The organism is Pseudoalteromonas sp. A3, assembly GCF_025942345.1.
Taxonomy (GTDB): Bacteria; Pseudomonadota; Gammaproteobacteria; order Enterobacterales; family Alteromonadaceae; genus Pseudoalteromonas; species Pseudoalteromonas atlantica.
The window spans coordinates 61,049-81,874 of sequence record NZ_JAPCKL010000007.1 but is presented as its reverse complement, the minus strand read 5'-3'; the positions used below and the strand labels follow the sequence as shown (position 1 = coordinate 81,874).

Sequence of the window (20,826 nt, the reverse complement as noted above, 5' to 3'; positions counted from 1 at the left end):
GGCTCTCAAGCCCGTAAAACCTAATCTAACAGGATTAATTATGAATGATTTTGGATTGTTGAATTGGAGCATTCTCATCGGGTACATAATTGCCAACCTAATACTTGGGTTTGTAATTAGTAAAAAGATCAGTAGTGCTAACGACTTTTACATAGGTCGAAAAACAACACCTTGGTGGGCTATTGGTATATCGGTTGTTGCTACTTATGTAAGTGCGCTCACCTTTTTAGGTGCGCCAGCGTGGTCTTACAAAGAGGGACTCTCGGTTATTGCCATACACCTTAACTACCCACTGGTTATTGTGGCGGTGGTGTGTTTGTTTTTTCCGTTTTTTTACAATGCGGGTGTGGCCTCTATTTACGAATACCAAGAGCGCCGCTTTGGTAAAAAGGCCCGCTTACTTATCTCTACTATTTGGTTAATATCACAAACTATGGGTTCAGCCGCAGTGCTGTATGCAACCTCCTTAGTGTTGGCCTTTATTATTGATATAAATGTTATAACTGCGATATTTTTAGTTACCATAATCGCCCTTATTTATACCATGCTAGGTGGCATAACCGCCGTTATATGGACCGATGTAATTCAGTCAGCCATATTATTTATAGGGGCTGGTATTATTATGTATGCCCTCATTACCTCTATGGATGGTTCATTTAGCTCAACACTGAGCGAGCTAAAAAGCCAAGGTAAATTAGACCCACTTAATTTCTCGCTCGACTTTACCCAAGTAACTACCGTGTGGTCTGGCGTGCTGGCTATGTCGCTGTATCACATTACGGTGTATGGCACTAACCAAATGATGGTGCAACGCACCCTTGCCGCTAAAAATATTGGCGATGCTAAAAAATCCTACTTACTAATGGGCTTTATCGCGTTCTTTATTTACTTGTTCTTTATATTTATGGGCGTGCTGTTTTATAGCTACTACGGCGGGCGCACTTTTGAAAACGACAACTTAATTATTTTACAGTTTGCAGCTGATTATGGCTTACCAGGGTTAATGGGCATTATTGCCGCAGCGGTAATGGCAGCATCTATGTCGAGCCTCGATTCAGCACTTAACTCACTTTCAACCATAAGTACTATCGATTTTTATAAAAAGTACTTTGCGCCTGAAAAAAACGACGCTCACTATTTAAATGTTACTCGCTTATTTACGCTAGGTTGGGCGGTGATCATTATTATTCCGGCCATTATGTATCACCTATACAGCGAAGGCTCAATTTTAGAAATACTCACTAAAGTAGGCTCGTACTTTGTAGGTGCTCAGCTTGGCATGTTTGCCCTTGGGTTTTTCTCTAAGCACACCACCGAAAAAGGCTTATTAATAGGCACCTTAGTGTCGTTTATTACCGTTGCTGTGTGCGCACTGTTTACCGACATTGCATGGCCATGGTACTGCGCCATAGGGGCAATAACCTGCCTTGTATTTAGCATTGCGTTAAGTATTGCATTTGATGGCTATCAAGAGGATTACAACGAATACACCATTAAAGGTCAGTTAAAAGCATTTAAAGATCAAAAACGTCCAGAAAAAGAAAACGGCTGGTACTTAATTCCGGGTAAGTTTGACTCAATCAATTACTGGTTACTTGGCTTTTTTGTACTGAGCTTTGCCTCTCTCATGTTATTTGAATATTTTGTGTAAGGTGAAATAAATGAATATTTTAGAACAACTTTTCGAAAACTTCAGCGCTGCAGAATTGCCAAATCAAGCATTGCTTGCAGACTCCGTTCAATGGCAGGTAAGCCACCCTTTTGAGCCTATTAGCACAAAGCAAAATGTGATTAATGATTACTTTGGCGTACTTAAACATTCGTTACCTGACATAGAGCGCAAACCGTTTATCTCTATCCAGGGCGACTACAAAGGTGAGCAATGGGTGTGTGCAACAGGGTATTTTACCGGCACATTTACACAGCCTTTATTGGGTATTCCTGCCAGTGGCAAAAGTGTGTTTATTCGCTACAGCGAAATGGCGCAAATAGAAAACAACAAAGTGGTTAGTGTTTACACTTTTTTAGATTTAATTGATGTAATGAACCAAGTAGGCGTAAACCCATTACGCCCAAGCTTAGGTTACCCAGGTTTAGTTATGCCCCCCACCACACTTGATGGCGTACCAACAGGTGATAAAAACGAAACGCTTAGCAAAACCAACGAGCAACTTGTAGTTGATATGCTCACAGAGCTTGGCCGCTATGACGGTAAAGACTTATACAGCATTAATTTAGAAAAATACTGGCACCCAGACTTTATTTGGTATGGCCCAGCAGGCATTGGTACAACCCGCGGAATTAGCGGTTTTAGAGAGCACCATCAAGGGCCGTTTTTAAAAGGCTTTCCAGATCGCGGTATTAATAAAACACTGTGTTTAGTAAGTCACGATAACTTTGTTGCTACCGGCGGCTGGCCTCACATGTATGGCACCCATACCGGTGAAGACTGGTTAGGTTTACCGCCTTCTGGCAATAAGCTGTTCCCGCGTGTCATGGACTTTTGGCGCTGCGAAAACGGCATATTAAAAGAAAACTGGGTCGCTATTGATATCCCTCATTTATTAAATGGAATGGGCATTGATATTTTTGAGCAAATGCAACGCAAAATAGCCGCAGCTAATTAAGAGGTAAGCATGAACAAACACAATAATATGACCCAACCTTACTGGCTGCCGTTATCGAGCGTGTTAAACCCGCAAGGTGACAAACAACAGCCTTTAATCGGTTTTGATGACGAATTTGTTGATATCGTTGATTATATTTTACGCATAACGCACCGTATTTGGGAGCAAAAAAACATTGGCTTATGCTATCGCTATTACGCCGATGTATGCCCTGTTTTTACCCTTGGCGCCTATGGCGAAAACATAGAAGATGTTATTCAAGGTACACTTAAAACTATTGCGGCCTTCCCCGACAGGAGCCTAATTGGCGAAAACGTGGTGTTTTCAGAAGAAGCCAACGAGCACTATTACTCATCACATTTAATTAGCAGTGTAATGACCAACACTGGTAACTCTGAGTTTGGCCCAGCAACACATAAAACAGGCCGTGTTACAACCATTGCCGACTGCGTATGCTTTGAAAACAAAATAGTTAAAGAGTGGCTAGTGCGCGACAACGGCTTTTTAGTTAAGCAGCTTGGCTTAAACATTATTAATGTAGCCAAACACATGGCAAACATTCCGAGTAAAGAAAAACACACGCAGTGGCTAAACGATGAATTTAACCGTGTAATTGCCATAGATCACCGCGTAGCAAGTACGCCCATTGTAGAGGGTGAGCTTGCGGCATTTGCCCATACTTGGTTAGACACGCTATTTAATCAAAAACAGTTTGCTAAAGTGCACGAATTTTACAGTTTAACGGCAACGCAGCAATGGCCAAGCGGCAGAATGGCCACCGGACTTGCACAAATTAACGGCGTATTTATACAATTTTTTGCAACCTGCCCCGATGCCAAATTAACGATTGATCATATAGCTATTACCCCATTTGACGAAACCACGACAGATGTAGCGATACGTTGGTCGCTCGCCGGCCACTTTAACCCGCAAAATAACGAGCTAAGTGAGCTTAAACAGCAGCCTTACTTTATTTTAGGCGCATCGCATTTGCGTATTAAAAACAAAAAAATCATCGAAGAGATCACCGTTTTTGATGAAGTAGCACTTTATGCAAACTTATTTAAAGCACATGCATTAGTCAACAAATCACAATGGGAGGAAAATGCATGATCAACGCTATTATCGATTTATACACTAAAGCCGACATTGAAGGCATAAGCAGCAAGTTGCTTCGCAGTAGCCGTTGGCAGCAGCACCACTTTACCGCCATGGGTGCTTTGCAGGCGCAGCCTTTGTGGCTTAGCTTTTTAGCTCAATATGGTGTGTCTGAGTGTGTATCGCACACTCATAGTGTAGGCGCAGAACGTGAAACCCTACAGCTGGTTTTACAGCCTAAAAAGCTTAAAAACCCAGTGCGTTTAACGTTTGTAATAAAACACAACGGGACTTTTATTAAGTCAGTAAAATGTGTGGTTGATACGTTGTCGTTAGCGAATAACGAGTATGTAAATACAACGGTAAATAACAGCTCAGTTATTCCTAAACTACCAAAAAGTGACCCAATTATCGTTTGCGATTTAGATAACCAGCTGCACCCTACTACTTTTCATGCAACCCCCAGCGCTATTTGCGAGCTGCCCTCTCACACTGCTCGTACTTTAGATAACTGGTGGCAAATTTGGCAAACTAACAACCTGGCTCAGTTTGAAACCCTTTATACTCCAAGCGCTACGGCTGTACTTGCAGGTAACACACAGCCACAACCTATTAGCGCGCTGCTTGATTGCCACTTAGATTTTACGCAATCGCTAAGCAGACGCTATGCCCAGCTAGAAACCGTTGAGTATGACAGTACGCAAAACCAAGCCACGCTATGCTGGACTCTCGATGGCAGCTTTAATGCTAAAAACGTACGTGTACGTCAGCAAATAATTAGCGTTATTAGCATCAGCGATAATCAAATAACCCACGAAGTAATGCAATTCGACACGCTGGCACTTAACCAGCAGTTTGCATTATAAGGTCACCTTTTCCACTTCCCTTCAAGCGCTCACTGAGCGCTTTTTTTATAGATGGCCTTTTAGCAACCTGTAATCATACTTAAGCAGTTTTTACCCTATTTATGACTCGCTTTTATAACTCAAAATAGCTCACTTAATTAAGCGAGTGGGTATTACTTATTTAAAAAATAACGCTTTAAAATAGTTAAAGGCAATAAATAAAGTATCAGCCTCGCCTTACTAAAGCCCGAGTATACAACCAAAAGCCAAGCACCCCACTTTGTAAGTTACGCACTTATGGCTTAAATACACGTATGCATTTAGCAAACTTAAATGAAGGTCAGGTAAGAGAGGTTAAGCTTACAATCTAAAGCCAATAAAAGCGCACTCAATAAATGCCAGTAAAGGTGGGGTAAATACAATAGTAAGGTTAAATAGCAGCTAACTGGAGCTAACTGGAGCTAACCGGAGCTAACCGGAGCTAACTAACAAGCTTAAAATAAAAAAGCCAGCTAATAAATAGCTGGCTGAAAGTAATGACCGAAGCCGCCATTTAGGAAATTCTAAAACTGATACTTTAAGCTTGCGCCCCACGTACGTGGGTTGTTCCAGTTAGCTTGTACTGAGTTTGCAGGTAAGCCATCAACAATTTGTGAGTGCACTACACCACGGGTTAAAATCGCTTTATCACCAATATTTTTAACGTACGCTTCTACTTGCACACTGTCGTTAATGTACCAAGTTAAACGTGCATCAGCCATTAAGTGCGCATCTACTTGCACCTCTGGGATGTTCGTATCAAACGCGTAGTAATCGTCTAAGTAATTTAGTTGAATGTACGGTACTAAGTACGAGTCACTCCCTAAGCTAAACTCATAACGAGCTGAAAAACCAACACTGTACTCAGGCGCCATAGCGGGGCTCCAGCCTTCAAAACTAAACTGACTAGAGCTGTCGTTTATATCTTGGCGGCCTTCTAAGTTACCTAATGCTAATAATGGGCGAAGCTGCTCATTACCTACTGCATAGCCATCAGCAAATTCGCTATCAAGAAGAGATAAAGTACCGGTTAGTGTTAGGTTATCAATTGGCACCCATTGAATATCAGCTTCTAGGCCCACAGTTTCTACATCGCCGCCGTTTTCGTAGTATTCAAAGGTGGTAGCAGTACCTGCGGCAACACACTCTAAAACAGTATCGCCAGTGGTTGTATCGTTACATGAGGTTGCAAATAACTGTGCTTTTACATCTTCGTATTCGTTCATAAATACCGAAAGATTTAAACGCATTGCGCCATCAAGCAAATAGCTTTTCATACCCATTTCGTAAGAGATAACATCTTCGTTATCGTAAAGTGGGTCAGCACCGCGGGCTACAACGCGCGAATCGTTTGCGCCACCGGTTCTGTAGCCTGTCGCTACACTTGCATACACCATAATATCGTTATTAATGTCGTACTCGGCAGCCGCTTTATAAAGTAGCGCAGAGTCATCCCAATCAGGAATTGTATCGCCGGTAAATGTTTTGTCGTCTTGGTTTACACGCAAGCCACCTACCACGCGCAAATCTTCTGTTACTTGGTAGCGTAATTGCCCATACGCCGCAATAGATTTTGCCGTATGCGGGTCGTAATCAGGGTTCCCCCATGAAGGCACTACAACAGAGTCTGATACACCATCGCCTGTGGTATCTGTATGCGATAACCAGCTCCAATCTGCTTCTTGGTCAAAGTAGTAAAGGCCACCAATCCACGAAAAATTACCCTCATCGTTAGATGAAAACTGCAGCTCAGATGAGAGTGTTTTTTGGTCATCCTCACGGCCAAAACCACCTACAAAATCAATGCCACCGTCGCTGTAGTCGTTATCGTAATATTGCTTACCACTAAGCGTTGAGTAGTTGGTGGTCCATTTAATATCAGCAAAGTCGGTATACCATTCAAGTGCTAATGTGGTCGAAAAGCTTTCTTGCTTATCAAGTGAAAAACCATTGCGGTAAACATCATACGGGCCAAGGTCTTCGTGCTGTGCATCACTTGGCTGATAAATATGCCCCTCGGTTATTGTAGGCGTGGTGTTAAATACACCCGACCCCGGCGAGGTTTCTTCAATTTGGTAGCCCGCTATTTGTTGATAACCCCAAATAGCTTCTGAGTTTGAGTCTTTACGCGAGTAATCAAAGCGTACTGTGGCATTAAACTTTTCGTTTGGCTCCCACTTAGTAACGTTACGCATATAAAACTGGTTTTTCTCGCGCAAGTCATCTGATGGGCCTGGAACAACTAAATTATTGATATAACCATCGTGACGATCAGAGGCCACTACAAAACGGGTTGCCACGGTGTCGCTTACTGGAATATTTATAATTCCTTCGTAAGCGCTGCGGTTATAACTGCCTGTTTCAACTTTTATACTCCCCAGTAAATCGTCAAAAACAGGTTGATTAGTAATAATATTAATACTGCCCGCAAACGTGTTTCGGCCATATAACGTACCTTGCGGCCCGCGTAATACCTCAATGCGTTGAACATCCACCAGCGCGCCTAAGCCCGATGAGGTAGTCGGCACATAAATACCATCTTGAAATATACCTACAATTTGCTCAGCAATACCGGTGCCTGCTACACCTACTTCGTTGGTGCGAGCGCCACGCATAGCGGGTCTAACTTCACCACCCGAAGAGCCCATACGTAAGCCTGGTACCACTTGTTCAAGACCCGTAACATCAATAATACCAGCACGGGCAATGTCCCCTTCCCCTAATGCTGTTATTGATGATGATACTTCCTGTAGGTCTTGTGAGCGACGGTTTGCCGTTACAGCTATACGCTCTATCGCGGGCTCTGCGGTTTGTTCTTGCGCTTGTGCTTGTTCTGGCTCTTGCGCAGCGTGTGCGTTCATTGTGGTTGCTGCAATAGCGGTGGTCACAGCAAAGTGAACGAGAGTCCGTGTAAATTTAGCTTTCATTATAGTTATTCTCCCCAGTATAAAACGTATTTAGTTCTCCCCAAACCTACATTTTCAATTATTACAGTAAACAAGTTGTATCAATTGAAAATGCATGGATCTAAAATAGACTTCGAAGTCAAAAAGATCAACAACTTTTTGCTCGAATAATAACCTTGTCGAAATTAACCTAAATAAAACAATACATTAAAATAAAAATAAAGTGATTTCGAAACACAAAAAAAGCCAGTAATAATTTATTACTGGCTCTATGTAAGCGATTGTTTAATTTAAAATTTCAATGCTATATTTTAGCAAAATGCACAAACTTACACTTTTACTTAAACCTTAAAATACATTATTGAAAAATGCCTAAAAGTTATAGCCTACCCTTACACCATAAGTGCGAGGATTAGCATAATCGGCCGCAGCCACATTACCACCAAAGCGGACTGTCCTAAGTAGTATAAGCTCATCTCCTGCGTTTTGAACATACGCACGTACAGACCACTCATTATCTGCCGAATACCATGCAAGGCTAGCATCGTACTTTTGGTAACTTTCTTGAGTACCAAATGAAAAAGGCAAATCGTTGGTTGTATACGAATCCGATAATTGAATACTGGTAGCAGGCACAACGCGGCCTTTATCACCTAAATCAAACTCATAACTGGCCAATAGTGTAATATTGTATTTAGGGCTTAGCTGCACGTCATTACCATCTAGTTGCAGTAAGTTATCTACGCCATTAATGGTCTCTCCACCCTCTTCAAATACATTTGGCGTAACAAAGTCGCCATACGTTGAGTCTGTAAACGCGGCGCGTGCCCCTAGGCGCAATGCATCACTTGCCTGCCAATCAATTTCTAACTCAAGACCTGCAGCATCAATTTCCCCGGCATTACCAAAAAACGACACCGCCGTACCACCCACGTTTTGAAAACGAGTAGAAAGTAGGTCCTCGTACTGGTTGTAATATAAAGAAGCGTTAAATCTTAATGAATTATCAAGCAGCATGCTTTTAAAGCCAAGCTCATAAGCCGTTACTGTTTGCTCATCGTAGCTATCTTCACCATTAAATGCGCCTTGTGCATTACCCGCTAAAAAGCCTGTAGAAACGGTAGCATAAAGCAGTTGAGAACTTGCTAAATCGTGCTCAAGACCTAGCTTCCACGTTACTTTACTCCAATCATCGTCTGCGCTATCAACCTCAAGTACAGAAAAATCGAGCGTGCTTAAGTTATCTGGGTTTTGGCCGTAAATATCCCACTCACGGCTGTCATTTGTATACCTAATGCCGGCTATACCGCGTGTATCATCATTAAATGTGTAATTACCTTGAAAGTAGGCGGCAGCTGATCTTGTTTCTAACTGAATTTGATTTAACCACGACGCGTACTGAAATTCTTGGGGTTGCGTTGTATCTGGCACATTATCAACCACAGCGCCATAACTGCCATTTAAAAATGCGTTGTCTAAATCTTCTGAGAGCAAATAAATACCCGCTACCCATTCAAAGTCGCTTTCATACGTTGAGCTAACCTGCACTTCTAACGAGTTTGTTTTTGATTCAATCGCATTACCATCAACCGTGGTTGCATAAGTCGAAAAATCACCATCAGTAAGACGCGTTTCTTCGTAATCCATTGAGGCTGCAATCACTTTCAAATCTACCGACTCTAATGACCAGTTAAGCTCTGCACTAATGCTTACATCACTTACATCACGCGATGGTTTATAGTCAAACTGCTGAGTAAATGGGTCTGACGATACCGCCTGTGCTGTATCAAGCCCTGGTGTTGCAACGTTATCTAAACCTGCACCAAAGCGGCCACAATTACTGCCACACACATCGTCACGACCTATTCGCTCAGTTAATGGTGCCGACAAACTTGTTTTACCCGTTGCAGGGTTTATAGGAACGCCTAAAATATGGTAGCCAAAAGCACCGCCGCCATTTGATTCATCCTGCCACGTTTCTACTTTTACATTTAAATTTATATCGTCGTTAATTTCAGTAAAAACTTGGCCACGTAAAAAATACATATCAGCATCTTTTAAGCCTGCATCTTCATTAAATGTATTTTCAACGTAGGGATCTCTTATTTCTCGAACGCCAGTAAATCGCACCGCAGTGTCATCAGTAAGCGCTGCATTAAAAAAGCCCTCACCACGTAAATGACCATAATTACCAAATGTAACGGCCATACCGCCTTCGGTAATATCTAGCTCTGGTTTTTTAGCTATAACATCAATCGCACCACCAAATGAGTTACGACCAAACAATGTACCTTGTGGCCCGCGTAATACTTCAACACGCTCTAAATCAACAAACCCAGCAAGCGCCTGCCCATGACGAGGACGATAAACACCGTTAGAATAAAACGCGATGGCAACATCGTTAGCCTCTACTTGCTCTGTTCTAGCACCGCGCATAGCTGGGCGAGCATCACTGCCCGACACACCCGACTTTAACCCTGGCGCTAAGCTATCAAGGTTTAAGATATCAGTAACGCCATTTTCTAGTAAATCTTTAGCAGATACAGCGGTCACAGCCAACGGCACTGATTGAATACTTTTAACACGCTTAGTAGAGGTAACCGAAATAACCTCCAACTCTTTGTTAGGGTTTAACTTTGCCTCTTGCGAGTATACCGAGGCTGAGCCCAATATCGCCGTGTTTACTGCAGCAAAAATAAGTGTTTTACGTAAAATATGTGCGGCCATGAGATTAATTCTCCACCTGTTGATATAAGTTATTTTATTAAGCATTTAAGGGCTAAATAACCCGCTACCGAATTTTAAGTATTTATAATGATTAAAAGCGCGATTTAAATGCCTATTTTTTCGACTTATAAAAACTATCGCTTTTTGCATTCGAATGCAATAAAGATTATGTAAAAGTTTTACATGTTCATAACACTAAAAACGAAGCAGCGTATTTAAACAAAAATAAACCCTTATAAATTATAAAGTTATTTTACAAGTTTATTCTTTAAAGCACTGGTTTGATCTGTTTAATTTAACAATAACAACCAAAGAAAGAAGTATGGTAGAGAAAATACAGATTAAAAGACTTCGAAGTCCAAAGGGGGGGGGTAATCACATTTAAAGTAGGCACCTAACCGACTAATAATTAAGTGCCCACTGTCACTAAAAGTTAAAGCGTATGGCTGAAATATAATTACATGTAAAATAGCAACAGCTAATAACTATTCTCATAATTAGTTTTGTGTCTTTTTGCTTAAGTTTTCAATTAAGTCTTGTGCGCTATAGCTGTTGTCGCTGGGTTTAATGCCTTTGCCCATTTTAATGTCAATCAGGGTGTGTACTTCTTTGCGTTTATCACTGTTGCTCACTTGTACGCCTACACTATTGCTCGGGCGTACGCGTGTTTCGCAGGTTAATAAACCGCAGTTTCGCTCATATTGCTGACTGTGTGATGCACTAATAGATGACGCGGGCGCTTGCGACTTAGACTCAACAAAGGTTTCTTTATTTGTTACAACAAACCAGTCGTAGCCTTGCGCTTGGGTAAGTTCAGCCGCGCGTAACAATGCATAGTCACCGGCATCGGCTACGTTGTTTGACACACTTTTAAACTCGACGCGGTATTGATCGTCACTAATTTTTTGCTCGCTATAACCTTGTGAGCCATTATTAGCTGGGCGGTAGTCGGGTTTAGATGCGCAACCCGCCATAAGTAAAATACTGATAATTAAAATAGATGTTTTCATTATCCACCTCGTTTTATAAAAACTATTATTGGTTTAACTGCCACTTTGCACTAATTGCTTGCTGCTCTTGCGCTCTATCTAGTGGTGCGCCGCTGATCATGCTATCTATAACAGCATCTAACTCACTGTTATTAGACGCCGTTTGATATTGCGCGCCATTATCACTTTGCTGCGCGGCTGTTTGCGCTTTAATTTGCCAACCGCTTTGCGCTTTACAAGCAATGCTTGTTTGCGTGGTATTGTTTGAGCTTAGCGCATACTGCCTACAAAGCTCACCTTGCTGATTTTTAAAGCTAAGCTGCGCGCTAAATACTGAGCCATCACTTTGCTTATACTCACCACTACTTAGCTGTGTATCAAGGGCAGAGGCTATGTTACTGGCTACTAAATTTTGCGACTCATTGGGTTGTAAATAACTAGTCATTGCAATACCAAATACCACGGCAACGCTTGCAGCTATTGCTAAGCTTTTATTAGCCGACTGCTTAACCCTTTGCCAAGGCGTTAACGTTACTACATTGCTATTTAACGTGTATTTTGTCTTTGCTGTATCAAGCTTTGCAACCGTTTTAGCTAATGAGTCACTAAGGGGGGCGTCATCAATACTTGTTGCGTGCTCTTTTACTCGCATGTCTACTTCGCTTAGCTCTGCAAGTCGCATCACTAGTTCATCATCGGTTTCAAGGGCTTTGCGCACTTGCTCCATTTCGTGCTCGCTTAGCTCTGAGTCTAAAAAGGCGCTAAGTGTTTCGTCGTTAATGTTCATACTTGCTCCTTTTTAAAGTCGGGTTTTATTAAGTTATAAAGTGTACTGCGTGCTCGCGATAATTTACTCATTACACTGCCTATAGGTATATCGAGTGTATGTGCTACTTCTTTATAGGCCATGCCCTGCACTGCCACCAACGATACTATGGCACGTTGCTCTTCGGGTAATTGCCCAAGTGCTGTATTTACATTTTTAAGCATTTGTTTGTTTTCGAGTGTTTGGTGCTCATTACTTGTAATTGGCTCTGGTAAAACATCGGCCTGGGCCGTATTTTGCCTTACCTTGCGTGAGCGGTATTCGTCTATCCACACATTGCGGCAAATTTTAAACGCCCATTTAGCAGGCTCAACGTCATCTGGAATGCCTTTTACTAATAGTTTTTCAATTGTTATTTGCACTACATCGTCTGCATCTGCTTTACTACCCGTTAGCGAGTAGGCAAAACGCCTAAGCATGGGCAATAAGGTTTTTAGAGTTTCGTTCATTGATTTTTACCCCTTTTATAAAGAAGACGATTCAAAAAAACATTTATTCCCAAATAATCAAAATAATTTGAATAATGAAATATTTCTATGTGTTAAACGTTAACTACAAGCATGATAAATTTAATAGAAGTAACCCACTATGAATATTAAAAACACACGCGTTAAACACATAATAGCCGCTTCGCTTTGCATATTTAGCGCAACGAGCTCTGCCAATATAGTGAGTGTCGATCAAGTGCTTGGGCAGTTAAACCCAATAGAGCAGCGTATTGAGCAAACAATAGAACGAGCACAGCGTCTGCCGCTTCCAGTGCCTGTACCACAAGTTTCGATTGATGAACTAAAAGCGCAAATTAGTGAGCCAATTAGCAGCTTACCCAATGTACTTAACATTAATATAAATAGCCAAAACACCGCATTTGTTGAAGTAGAGCTAGAAAACGGCTTTAGAGCAATAGAGCGCCAATGGTTATTAATGGCAAATAGCCAACAACTTAATACCCTAAAACAGCAAAATGTAACCATTGTATCGGTAAAAAATTACAACGCACTTAACATGAGCTTAGTACGCTTTAACGCCCCCCAAGGTGTTAATTCTAAAAGTGAGTTATTAAAAGCGCTTAACATAGATGAGTCTGCAATACTTGACCGAAACCACATATACCAAGCGCAAACTGGCGAGCCTACCGCAAAAGTAACACCAAATAACTCTATTGCCCCCTACTGCACACAAAGCGTAAAAATTGGCATGATCGACAGCGCCATTAATACCAAACACAGTGCTTTTGAAGGCGCAAATATCACTACGCAAAGCTTTTTACCACAAGGGTTAAGCTCTCCAAATTTACACGGCACCGCCATTGCAGGGCTAATTACAGGTAAAGGCGCAAAACTTAGCCCGCTTTTAGGCAATGCCAAGCTCTACAGTGCCGAGGTGTTTTATAGGCAATCTGAATATGCACAAGGGGCTACATTATTTGCCATAGTAGAAGCACTTAACTGGCTAGTCAGTAATAAAATACCCGTAATTAATATGAGCCTAACAGGGCCAAATAACGCAGTTTTAGAAGCAAGTATTACTGCTGCAATAAAACAAAACGTGTTAGTTGTAGCCGCTGCAGGTAACCAAGGGCCGGCGTCGCAGCCGTTATACCCAGGTGCGTATAAAAGCGTGATAGCGGTAAGTGCTATTGATTCACAAAACCAAATTTATAGATGGTCAAATAAAGGCGATTACATAGACTTTGCAGCCCTTGGTGTAAATGTTGTTACAAGCCAAGGCAATGGAAAATTTGGTAGGGAGTCGGGTACATCAATGGCGGCGCCGCATGTAAGCGCGGCATTAAGTTGTTTATTGTTAAAGCATGGTAATAATAAAACCAAAGCACTTAACGAGCTTACATCGCTTGCCATCGACTTAGGCGAGCATGGCAAAGACACCACCTTTGGTTATGGTGCCATTTACCCACCTAAAAATGCACTTTAACTGACGCCGATAAAACCGATTGCGTATAGGTATTGCTACTAAGCTTTGATTTATAATCGCCATATTCAGCCTCGGCTATTAATGTTACGTGCTCAAACACAGCTAGATTATAAAACGCATTAACGACATTTCTGTGCTCATCTCGCGACGGTATTTGCTCAAAAAAATCATCCGTTGTTTGCTCATCGTAATCTTTATTTTGATATCGCCAGCCAGCTCCCACTTTGTTAGCCACATTAAAGGCCGTAAATTTGTGCGTAATTTTAGTAGTAAAACCGTAGCCGTTAAAGTCGTATTGGTTGTCGTCGGCGTTTTCTTTATCGGCACTTAGCGCTGCCATTAGCATGGTTTGGCCGTTATTTATAAAATGATAAAGCGCTACATCGCCACCTACGCCGTCGGCATTACGTGCTTTTGCAGTAGCAAAACGTTTAGCTTTGGTTTTTACACTCATACGCAAATACGTATGCGGGTTTAAAAAATGGCCATAGTAGGCGCTGGCTTGATTAAAATGTAAAAATGTATCGCCATCTACATTTGCTTTTGCGCCATCGTAACGAACCCCTAGCTCATGGCTATTAAAGCTATAACTGCCATCTAAACCATATTGATGCAGGTCTAAATCGTATTGATCAAACTCATCGTAGTCTTGTTGTTCAAACTTATAGCTTGAGGTTAATTTAGTGCTTTTGGTTACTTGCCATTTTGCATTAACACCGGCTGCGGTTTTTATGCCGCTGTCGCTTTGCGACGAAATATCGTCGAGCTCTTGAACAGAGAGCGCCGAGTTACTTAATACCCCAACTTCTGCATCTGCATTTACTTCAAAGCTACTTTTAAAGGGCTTATTTTGCTCAGCTGTTTTAATGTGGTTAGTTTGTGCAAGCACCGCTTGAGCACTAAAAACACACAATGTGGCGGTTATAACTGCTTTCATATTTATTCTCCAACAGGCCGAATAGGTTTCCCCATTCGGCATTTGTGCAAGCACTTGGCGTATTAAAGGCCTAGGTCTAAATCGTTAGTAATGTTGGTTACTACTTCACTTGCGGTGCTAAGTGCTACATCGTTACTAATTTGATCAGTAACCGCTGCACTCACCTGCCCGCTAACACTTTGCTGTACCGTGCTTTGTAAACTACTAACCGTACTGTCTTGCACACTGGCAATTAAAGATTGCTGAACACTGCTTACTACTTCATTACTGGTATTAATTGCATCACCCATTTGCAGTGCAGAACTCACTGAGTTTGCAGCCGTATTAGTCATTGCTAATTGGTTTGTAAGCTCACCCGCATTAAGCGCATTTATTGCATCAGCTTGCGTTACTGAATCGGTAGTGCTACTTACAGTTGAAAGTAAAGAGGTATCGGCTGATGTATCGGTAGTATCTGGCTGAGTGCCTTGCTCAGAGGTAACAGAAAGTAATGACGACTGGTTCACTGCAGTCGTTAAATTACCCGCCGATGAGGTTAGCTGCGCTGTTGCATCAAGCGCTGTATTGGCTGTGGTATTGTTTGTGGAATTAGCTGTGGTATTTAAAGACGAGGCCGATGCATTTAATGCATTATTTAAAGATGAGCCGGCAGATGCAACTAATGAATTTGCAGGCTCTGCGGCCTCACTGCTTTCTTGCGCTGGAGTTTGCGTATTATTCGCCGTTGAATCTGTGTTTTGCGAGTCATCAGCCGTTACTTGTGTATCGTTAGATACGTTTGACTCGTTGCTACCACTGGCTGTTAAACCATTTTGTGAAAGCGCAATAGATGTAGATGTTTGTTGCTGCGCCGACGTTGACTGAGATAGTTCAATATCAGCGGCATGCACTGCACCTGTAAAAGTACACACACCGCTTAACATCATTACGCTTACAATTTTATTTAATTTAGTCATTGTTTTGTCCTCTAGTTTGTCGGATTGACATAAAGAAGACGATTTACAAAAACACTTTATTCCAAAAATAATTAAAAATTATAATAACGTTACTTAATTATTTAAGTTTCATACTCTTAAATATAAATTACTCGTTTATTGTGTTAGCGTTTCACTGTTTTGGATCAGCAATAACAGCTCGGCAGTGGCGGTAGCATCGGCCAATGCGCGGTGATGGCTGGTTAAGTTTAAATTAAAATGCGCGCTGAGGTTACCAAGCGAATACGACTTTAAGCCTTTAAACGCTCTGCGCGATTCAACCACGGTGCACATTTTTGGCATTTTAAAAAAGTGCCCTGCAACCTCGCATTCTTTTTTAATAAAACCGTAATCAAAGTTTACGTTATGGGCTACAAAAATACTGCCTGCAAGTTTATCTAGTAGTGGCTGTGCTATATCGGCAAATACAGGCGCGTTGTAAACCATGCCATCGCTTATGCCGGTCAATTTAGTAATAAAGCTTGGGATATGGCGCTGCGGATTAATAAGTGTCGTCCAGGTATCAATTACTTTACCGTGCTGCACTTTAACAATGCCAATTTCGGTAATGCGGTTACCGCCTTTTAAGCCACCCGTGGTTTCTATATCAACCACGCTGTAAATACGGTTAGGGTCTACAAACCACCTAACTGCAGCAATATGTACTGTAAAGCCTACATTTTTTAAATTATCAATAGTGGTAAGTTGGTTGCGCCTAAGTTTATCGCCTGGGGCTTTTACCTCTTCAAAATGTACTTGGCCATTATTAATAACCATTAAGTCGGGGTAGCCGTCTTTTAGCTGTAAATAGTGTTTGCTCATAGCCGTTAAGTGCGCAATTAACGCTTCAAGCGGGCTGTTTAAAATAAGTGCCTCTAGTGGCTCTAATAAATTGCTGCGCCATCTAAATAAACCATTGGGCTGCTCAAAATACTGCGCGGCATGCTTACATACCAAATTAAGCAGCGCCTGATTAGTGCTACAGCTTTTTAAACGTGCGTCAATTTGCGTGCTTTGTGCTTCATAAAAATTACCAAGCTGCAAAACTTGCGGGTAAATATCAAATTCATTACACGGCGGGTATGGCGATTCAATAAATAACTCGTGCCAAAATACTAAGCCAAACAAGCTTTGCCATAAGGTGTTTTCGGTGTTAAAAACCGTTAACCCTTTTGCACTGTAATGCTCATTTACGCCTTGCTCTACATCGCCTCGGTAAATTTCGTCAATTTCAAGCACACACTGGGTGTCGGCCAGCATAGTACTTAAGCGCGAACGCGTTTGTTTATTAAACTTACGCATTAAAAAGTCATCAGCAAAGTACAGTAAATCGTCGGTGAGCGGGTTTTCTATAATTTGCTCTAGCTGCGCTTTAACCCACGCTTTATTACCTAGGCGGTATTGCTCTCTTATTTGAATTTCTTGTGCTTCGGCGTAATCGGTGCAGCCTTCAAGTAGGCTAAAGGCAAGTTCGCTATCGGTATTTTTAAGTTGTTTATACAGCCTAACCAGCAGTTTGTTTTTAATGTCGTGCGCTTGTGTGCCATGCGCCGGTTGCGCCAATACTAAATGCGCAAGCTCGGTGTAAGGGGTTTTGTCATCCAAGGTTTCATCTTTTGTATTACCGGCCGTTTTGCCGATGTTTTTAAACGCTAAACGGTAACGATTTAAAACGTAATTAGATTGCGCCTCAGCGAGTGTATTAAAGCGCGATAAGCTCTCGCTGTGCCCTTCGCGGGTAGCGGTTAACCCTAAATCGCGCATAACAAAGCGGTTTTGATGGTTTACATCGCCACTACTTAAGCGCCCTGCAAATAAAAACTCAAAATACTCGTAATAATCTTCACGGTTATTTATCACATATTGGCTATATAAAGGGGCTAAATCATCTGCGCGCTCACTAAAAAATTGGCACGCAATAGTGACCAACTCCCCTTTAGCTGCGCTTTTTTTAAAGCTTACTTGCTCACTGTAATTACTGAGTAACTCCACCAACATGGGCTTGGTTAAATGCGCAATAAGCTGCTTGTAATGCTGTGCGTTTGGCTCATATAAAATACCCGCTGTTTTTAGCGTATAAATAGCCTGATGCGGCGAAGTTATTTCTTCATAATTGAGCGATTGCGCCTGCACTAAATAAGGCTTACGCGAATACACACGCGCCAACATGCACTGGCTTTGCTCATCTAGTTGGTTAATTTTACTAATAAATTGGCTGTGTTTGGGCTCAAGTAAATGCATACATTTACTTGTTACAAACTCAATAAGCTCTCTAAAATGCGCTAAATAGTATTTTGCTGGTAATTCTTTTTTCATAACATCGCCATAACTGTATATAAAAACAGTATCTAGCATTTGTGCTTATTATTCAATCTTAAACTTGTAACTAAAACACGCTATAGTGAGCGTATAAAAGTAAATTTATGAAAAATAAAGGACTTACCATGAGCGCGCACCCATACGATGTTTTATCACTCAATAACGGCGCAAATATTATTTTTACGCCTTGCCCTGGTACAAAAACGCAAAACCTAGCGGATTCAATCGCTACATTAAAAGCCGCTGGCACTCACATGCTGCTATCGCTTATGCCGCAAAAGGAGCTTGAAAAAAACAACGTAGAAACAATTAATAGTGAGTGCAAAAAGCACGATATAACCTGGTTTCATTTACCTATAAATGACGACGAAGCACCCAAACAGCCTTTTATATCAAGCTGGAACACCCACAAAGCAGACATACTACAAGCTATACAGCAAAAACAAACCATTGCCATTCATTGCAAAGGCGGCACTGGCCGCACAGGGTTGGTTGCTGCGCTTATTTTAAATTCGGCAGGTTACACAAAAGATGAGGTATACAGCCTAGTACAAGGCATTCGCCCTAAAGCACTGACTATAGAACTACAAAAAGAATACTTTAATAACGTTGAGGTGTGAGGGAGAAACTGGGGGAGATTTAGCACTATGAATAGTGCTAAAAATATTTTTATGCTAGTAATGAGTTAGCGATGATATACCATACCACTGGTTATATTTCATTTTTAACTCGCTCCCACTCTTTCTTTAAAACAAATTGCGACTGCTCTATGGTTAATTTGTGCGAATTCCAAAACTCTGCATCACTCTCAATAGAACCGCCTGAAAGTAAAGCATTATGCATCTCAGTTACATGGACAAGCAATTTAAGATGACTCTCTTCTTTAGAATTTATATATAAATTAAGTTTATTAATGGATTCAGTAATATATTGATATTCTGCGTCTGTACGGTTTTCGTAACCAGATGCCCAATAATGAGAGCATTTACCAGTTATTTCAGCTAGTAAAACCCTTAATTCATTAACCCATGACTGCCTAATAGGTGCAATAATTTGCTTATTTGCAATACGTAAATTATTGGCATTTTGGTTTTTAGATATCCGCATTGAAACTATAGGGCCAACTACAACAGCTAGCATCGCAATTACAAGCGACAGAAAAGGTAATGCAGACTTAACAAATTCAACCACGTTCACTCCTTGAAATATAACGAGACTGTAGAATAACTCCAACAGCTAAATTCAATTTAACAATAAGTTCCTGTAATTAACTCTAAACGTTTTCAAAGCATTAGGTAATGCATTATTTGGAATCCATAAAATAGGCTATTTTTCTTAAAAGGAGTGATTCTAAAGCCTTAGCGCCTATATTTAACGGCTAAGTAACGTTGGCTATACTCGCAAAGCGATGGTCAACTGTTCCGCGTCCGCTTTAAATTATCTTTTTAGCTTTTGATTACGCTATAACTTCAAGACCTTTTTTTTCAGCTAATGATAACATTTTTAATGCAGCCCCCCTTGGAGAGCTATCGCCTTGTTCCCACTTTTTCACTAGTTTATCGCTAACATTAAAGTACTGCGCAAATACAGGCTGAGAAAGGTTATTTTTCAACCTTAAGTTTCGAACTTGGGCTGGTGTGAATTCATGAACACTGGTTAAACATAGTGCGTCGAATTTACGCATTGTAGTTTTATCAATTACACCAGATTTTTTAAGGCCTTTAGCCGTTCTATGAACTGATTTTAAAATGTCACTCATATTATTCACCTACTACTATTAGCTCTCCAGTTTGGACAAGCTCGTCTAATTCATCTTGATCAAAATCAAGAAACTCTTTAGCTAATTCTTTTAACGCTAATTTTTCTTTAGCATTAATGTTAGCTCTGGTACTTTTAGCGAAAGCATAGAGAAAAAAGTACTTACTTCCAATAGCGGCACCTATTATTGTACGATAACCACCACTCTTTCCTTTATTACTTGATGCAATTCTCTTTTTATATACATTTCCACCTAAATCCGCATCATAAAGACCATTATTCATTTCTCTGCAAGCAATAATAAGATCATCATCAGATAAGCTTTCTTTTTTAGTCAAAGAACTAAAATCTTTAGTCTTATAAATCAAAGTATACTCCAAAAGGGTATATTTTCAACATTTAAAATTCAACTCCTATGTTGATGAAAAAGCTAACAACTTAATCTACAACATTTGTCGCTTTATAAATCGACAAGCGTCCCAAAATTCAATGCATTTACCTTAACCACCATATAACCACATGTAAACAATTACATAACTTAAAATCAGGTTTTATAATTGCGAAAACACATAATTGTAGAGATCAGCAATATTGGACAAAACAGCTACTTCCTACACAACGCACATTACTTATTGAATTCAGCCTGTGTTATTTAAAAGTCGGTTTCTTAATTTTAAAGCCTTTAAACTAACGCCTTTAAGCTAATACCTTTAAATTAATACCTCTAAGCTAAAACCTTTAGAATACAGCTCAATTTAAACCCGCTAAATCGTTATACCTGCACAAATGTATTCAGCCATAACGCTTTACGATATTATGCTCCTTTAAATTTAAATTAACTTTCAG

17 protein-coding genes are annotated in these 20,826 nt (G+C 40.8%); 6 read left to right on the top strand and 11 right to left on the bottom strand.

Features of this window, described 5'->3' with window-relative positions:
* Window positions 1–40: 40 nt before the first annotated feature.
* The 4 genes from OIZ54_RS13500 to OIZ54_RS13485 are packed head-to-tail and all read left to right on the top strand — an operon-like array spanning window position 41 to window position 4,591.
* On the top strand, window positions 41–1,651 hold the full coding sequence (locus OIZ54_RS13500; RefSeq protein ID WP_096041989.1) for a sodium:solute symporter family transporter: 1,611 nt from the start codon (window positions 41–43) through the stop codon (window positions 1,649–1,651).
* A gap of 10 nt (window positions 1,652–1,661) precedes the next feature.
* Window positions 1,662–2,627 carry an ester cyclase gene (locus OIZ54_RS13495; protein ID WP_264390598.1) on the top strand — a complete coding sequence of 322 codons (966 nt, stop codon included), beginning with the start codon at window positions 1,662–1,664 and terminating at the stop codon, window positions 2,625–2,627.
* A 9-nt stretch (window positions 2,628–2,636) separates the two neighbouring features.
* Window positions 2,637–3,740, top strand: a complete 1,104-nt coding sequence (locus OIZ54_RS13490) for an ester cyclase (RefSeq protein ID WP_264390597.1) — start codon at window positions 2,637–2,639, stop codon at window positions 3,738–3,740.
* The gene (locus OIZ54_RS13485; RefSeq protein ID WP_096041991.1) at window positions 3,737–4,591 is read left to right on the top strand and encodes a nuclear transport factor 2 family protein; all 855 of its coding nucleotides are present in this window, start codon (window positions 3,737–3,739) and stop codon (window positions 4,589–4,591) included. Before OIZ54_RS13490 ends, OIZ54_RS13485 begins: the two co-directional genes overlap by 4 nt.
* A 542-nt stretch (window positions 4,592–5,133) precedes the next feature.
* On the opposite strand, the gene OIZ54_RS13480 is transcribed toward OIZ54_RS13485, so the two are convergent.
* From OIZ54_RS13480 to OIZ54_RS13460, 5 genes are all read right to left on the bottom strand, one after another.
* Window positions 5,134–7,536 (bottom strand): TonB-dependent receptor, encoded by a 2,403-nt coding sequence (locus tag OIZ54_RS13480; protein ID WP_264390596.1) that lies wholly within the window; start codon window positions 7,534–7,536, stop codon window positions 5,134–5,136.
* Window positions 7,537–7,887: 351 nt separating this feature from the next.
* Window positions 7,888–10,242, bottom strand: a complete 2,355-nt coding sequence (locus OIZ54_RS13475) for a TonB-dependent receptor (RefSeq protein ID WP_264390595.1) — start codon at window positions 10,240–10,242, stop codon at window positions 7,888–7,890.
* A gap of 497 nt (window positions 10,243–10,739) precedes the next feature.
* Window positions 10,740–11,252, bottom strand: coding sequence for a CC0125/CC1285 family lipoprotein (locus OIZ54_RS13470; RefSeq protein WP_264390594.1), 513 nt, complete (start codon window positions 11,250–11,252; stop codon window positions 10,740–10,742).
* A 25-nt stretch (window positions 11,253–11,277) separates the two neighbouring features.
* Complete coding sequence (locus OIZ54_RS13465) at window positions 11,278–12,018, bottom strand: anti-sigma factor family protein (protein WP_264390593.1); 741 nt, start codon at window positions 12,016–12,018, stop codon at window positions 11,278–11,280.
* On the bottom strand, window positions 12,015–12,506 hold the full coding sequence (locus tag OIZ54_RS13460; RefSeq protein WP_054982238.1) for an RNA polymerase sigma factor: 492 nt from the start codon (window positions 12,504–12,506) through the stop codon (window positions 12,015–12,017). The genes OIZ54_RS13465 and OIZ54_RS13460 overlap by 4 nt, the downstream gene beginning before the upstream one ends.
* 139 nt (window positions 12,507–12,645) lie before the next feature.
* On the opposite strand from OIZ54_RS13460, the gene OIZ54_RS13455 reads away from it, so the two are divergent.
* A complete protein-coding gene (locus OIZ54_RS13455; RefSeq protein ID WP_248531087.1) occupies window positions 12,646–13,992 on the top strand; it encodes a S8 family serine peptidase in 1,347 nt (448 codons plus the stop codon).
* Here the strand turns inward: OIZ54_RS13455 and OIZ54_RS13450 are convergent.
* The 3 genes from OIZ54_RS13450 to OIZ54_RS13440 form a co-directional block, all read right to left on the bottom strand.
* Window positions 13,976–14,929: a hypothetical protein gene (locus OIZ54_RS13450; protein ID WP_264390592.1), complete on the bottom strand. Its 954-nt coding sequence runs from the start codon at window positions 14,927–14,929 to the stop codon at window positions 13,976–13,978. The two genes, OIZ54_RS13455 and OIZ54_RS13450, sit on opposite strands and share 17 nt — an antisense overlap.
* Before the next feature lie 62 nt (window positions 14,930–14,991).
* Window positions 14,992–15,885 (bottom strand): hypothetical protein, encoded by an 894-nt coding sequence (locus tag OIZ54_RS13445; protein ID WP_096739892.1) that lies wholly within the window; start codon window positions 15,883–15,885, stop codon window positions 14,992–14,994.
* Between the two features lie 135 nt (window positions 15,886–16,020).
* Window positions 16,021–18,258: an exonuclease domain-containing protein gene (locus tag OIZ54_RS13440; protein WP_096739893.1), complete on the bottom strand. Its 2,238-nt coding sequence runs from the start codon at window positions 18,256–18,258 to the stop codon at window positions 16,021–16,023.
* A gap of 89 nt (window positions 18,259–18,347) precedes the next feature.
* Here OIZ54_RS13440 and OIZ54_RS13435 point away from each other — a divergent pair, with 89 nt between their 5' ends.
* Window positions 18,348–18,842 (top strand): dual specificity protein phosphatase family protein, encoded by a 495-nt coding sequence (locus OIZ54_RS13435; protein ID WP_096739894.1) that lies wholly within the window; start codon window positions 18,348–18,350, stop codon window positions 18,840–18,842.
* A gap of 91 nt (window positions 18,843–18,933) precedes the next feature.
* Here OIZ54_RS13435 and OIZ54_RS13430 read toward each other — a convergent pair whose 3' ends face one another.
* From OIZ54_RS13430 to OIZ54_RS13420, 3 genes are all read right to left on the bottom strand, one after another.
* Window positions 18,934–19,413: a hypothetical protein gene (locus OIZ54_RS13430; protein ID WP_096739895.1), complete on the bottom strand. Its 480-nt coding sequence runs from the start codon at window positions 19,411–19,413 to the stop codon at window positions 18,934–18,936.
* Window positions 19,414–19,678: 265 nt separating this feature from the next.
* Window positions 19,679–19,981, bottom strand: a complete 303-nt coding sequence (locus OIZ54_RS13425; protein ID WP_096739896.1) for a helix-turn-helix domain-containing protein — start codon at window positions 19,979–19,981, stop codon at window positions 19,679–19,681.
* A gap of 1 nt (window position 19,982) precedes the next feature.
* Window positions 19,983–20,348, bottom strand: coding sequence for a type II toxin-antitoxin system RelE/ParE family toxin (locus OIZ54_RS13420; protein WP_232510930.1), 366 nt, complete (start codon window positions 20,346–20,348; stop codon window positions 19,983–19,985).
* Between the last annotated feature and the right edge of the window lie 478 nt (window positions 20,349–20,826).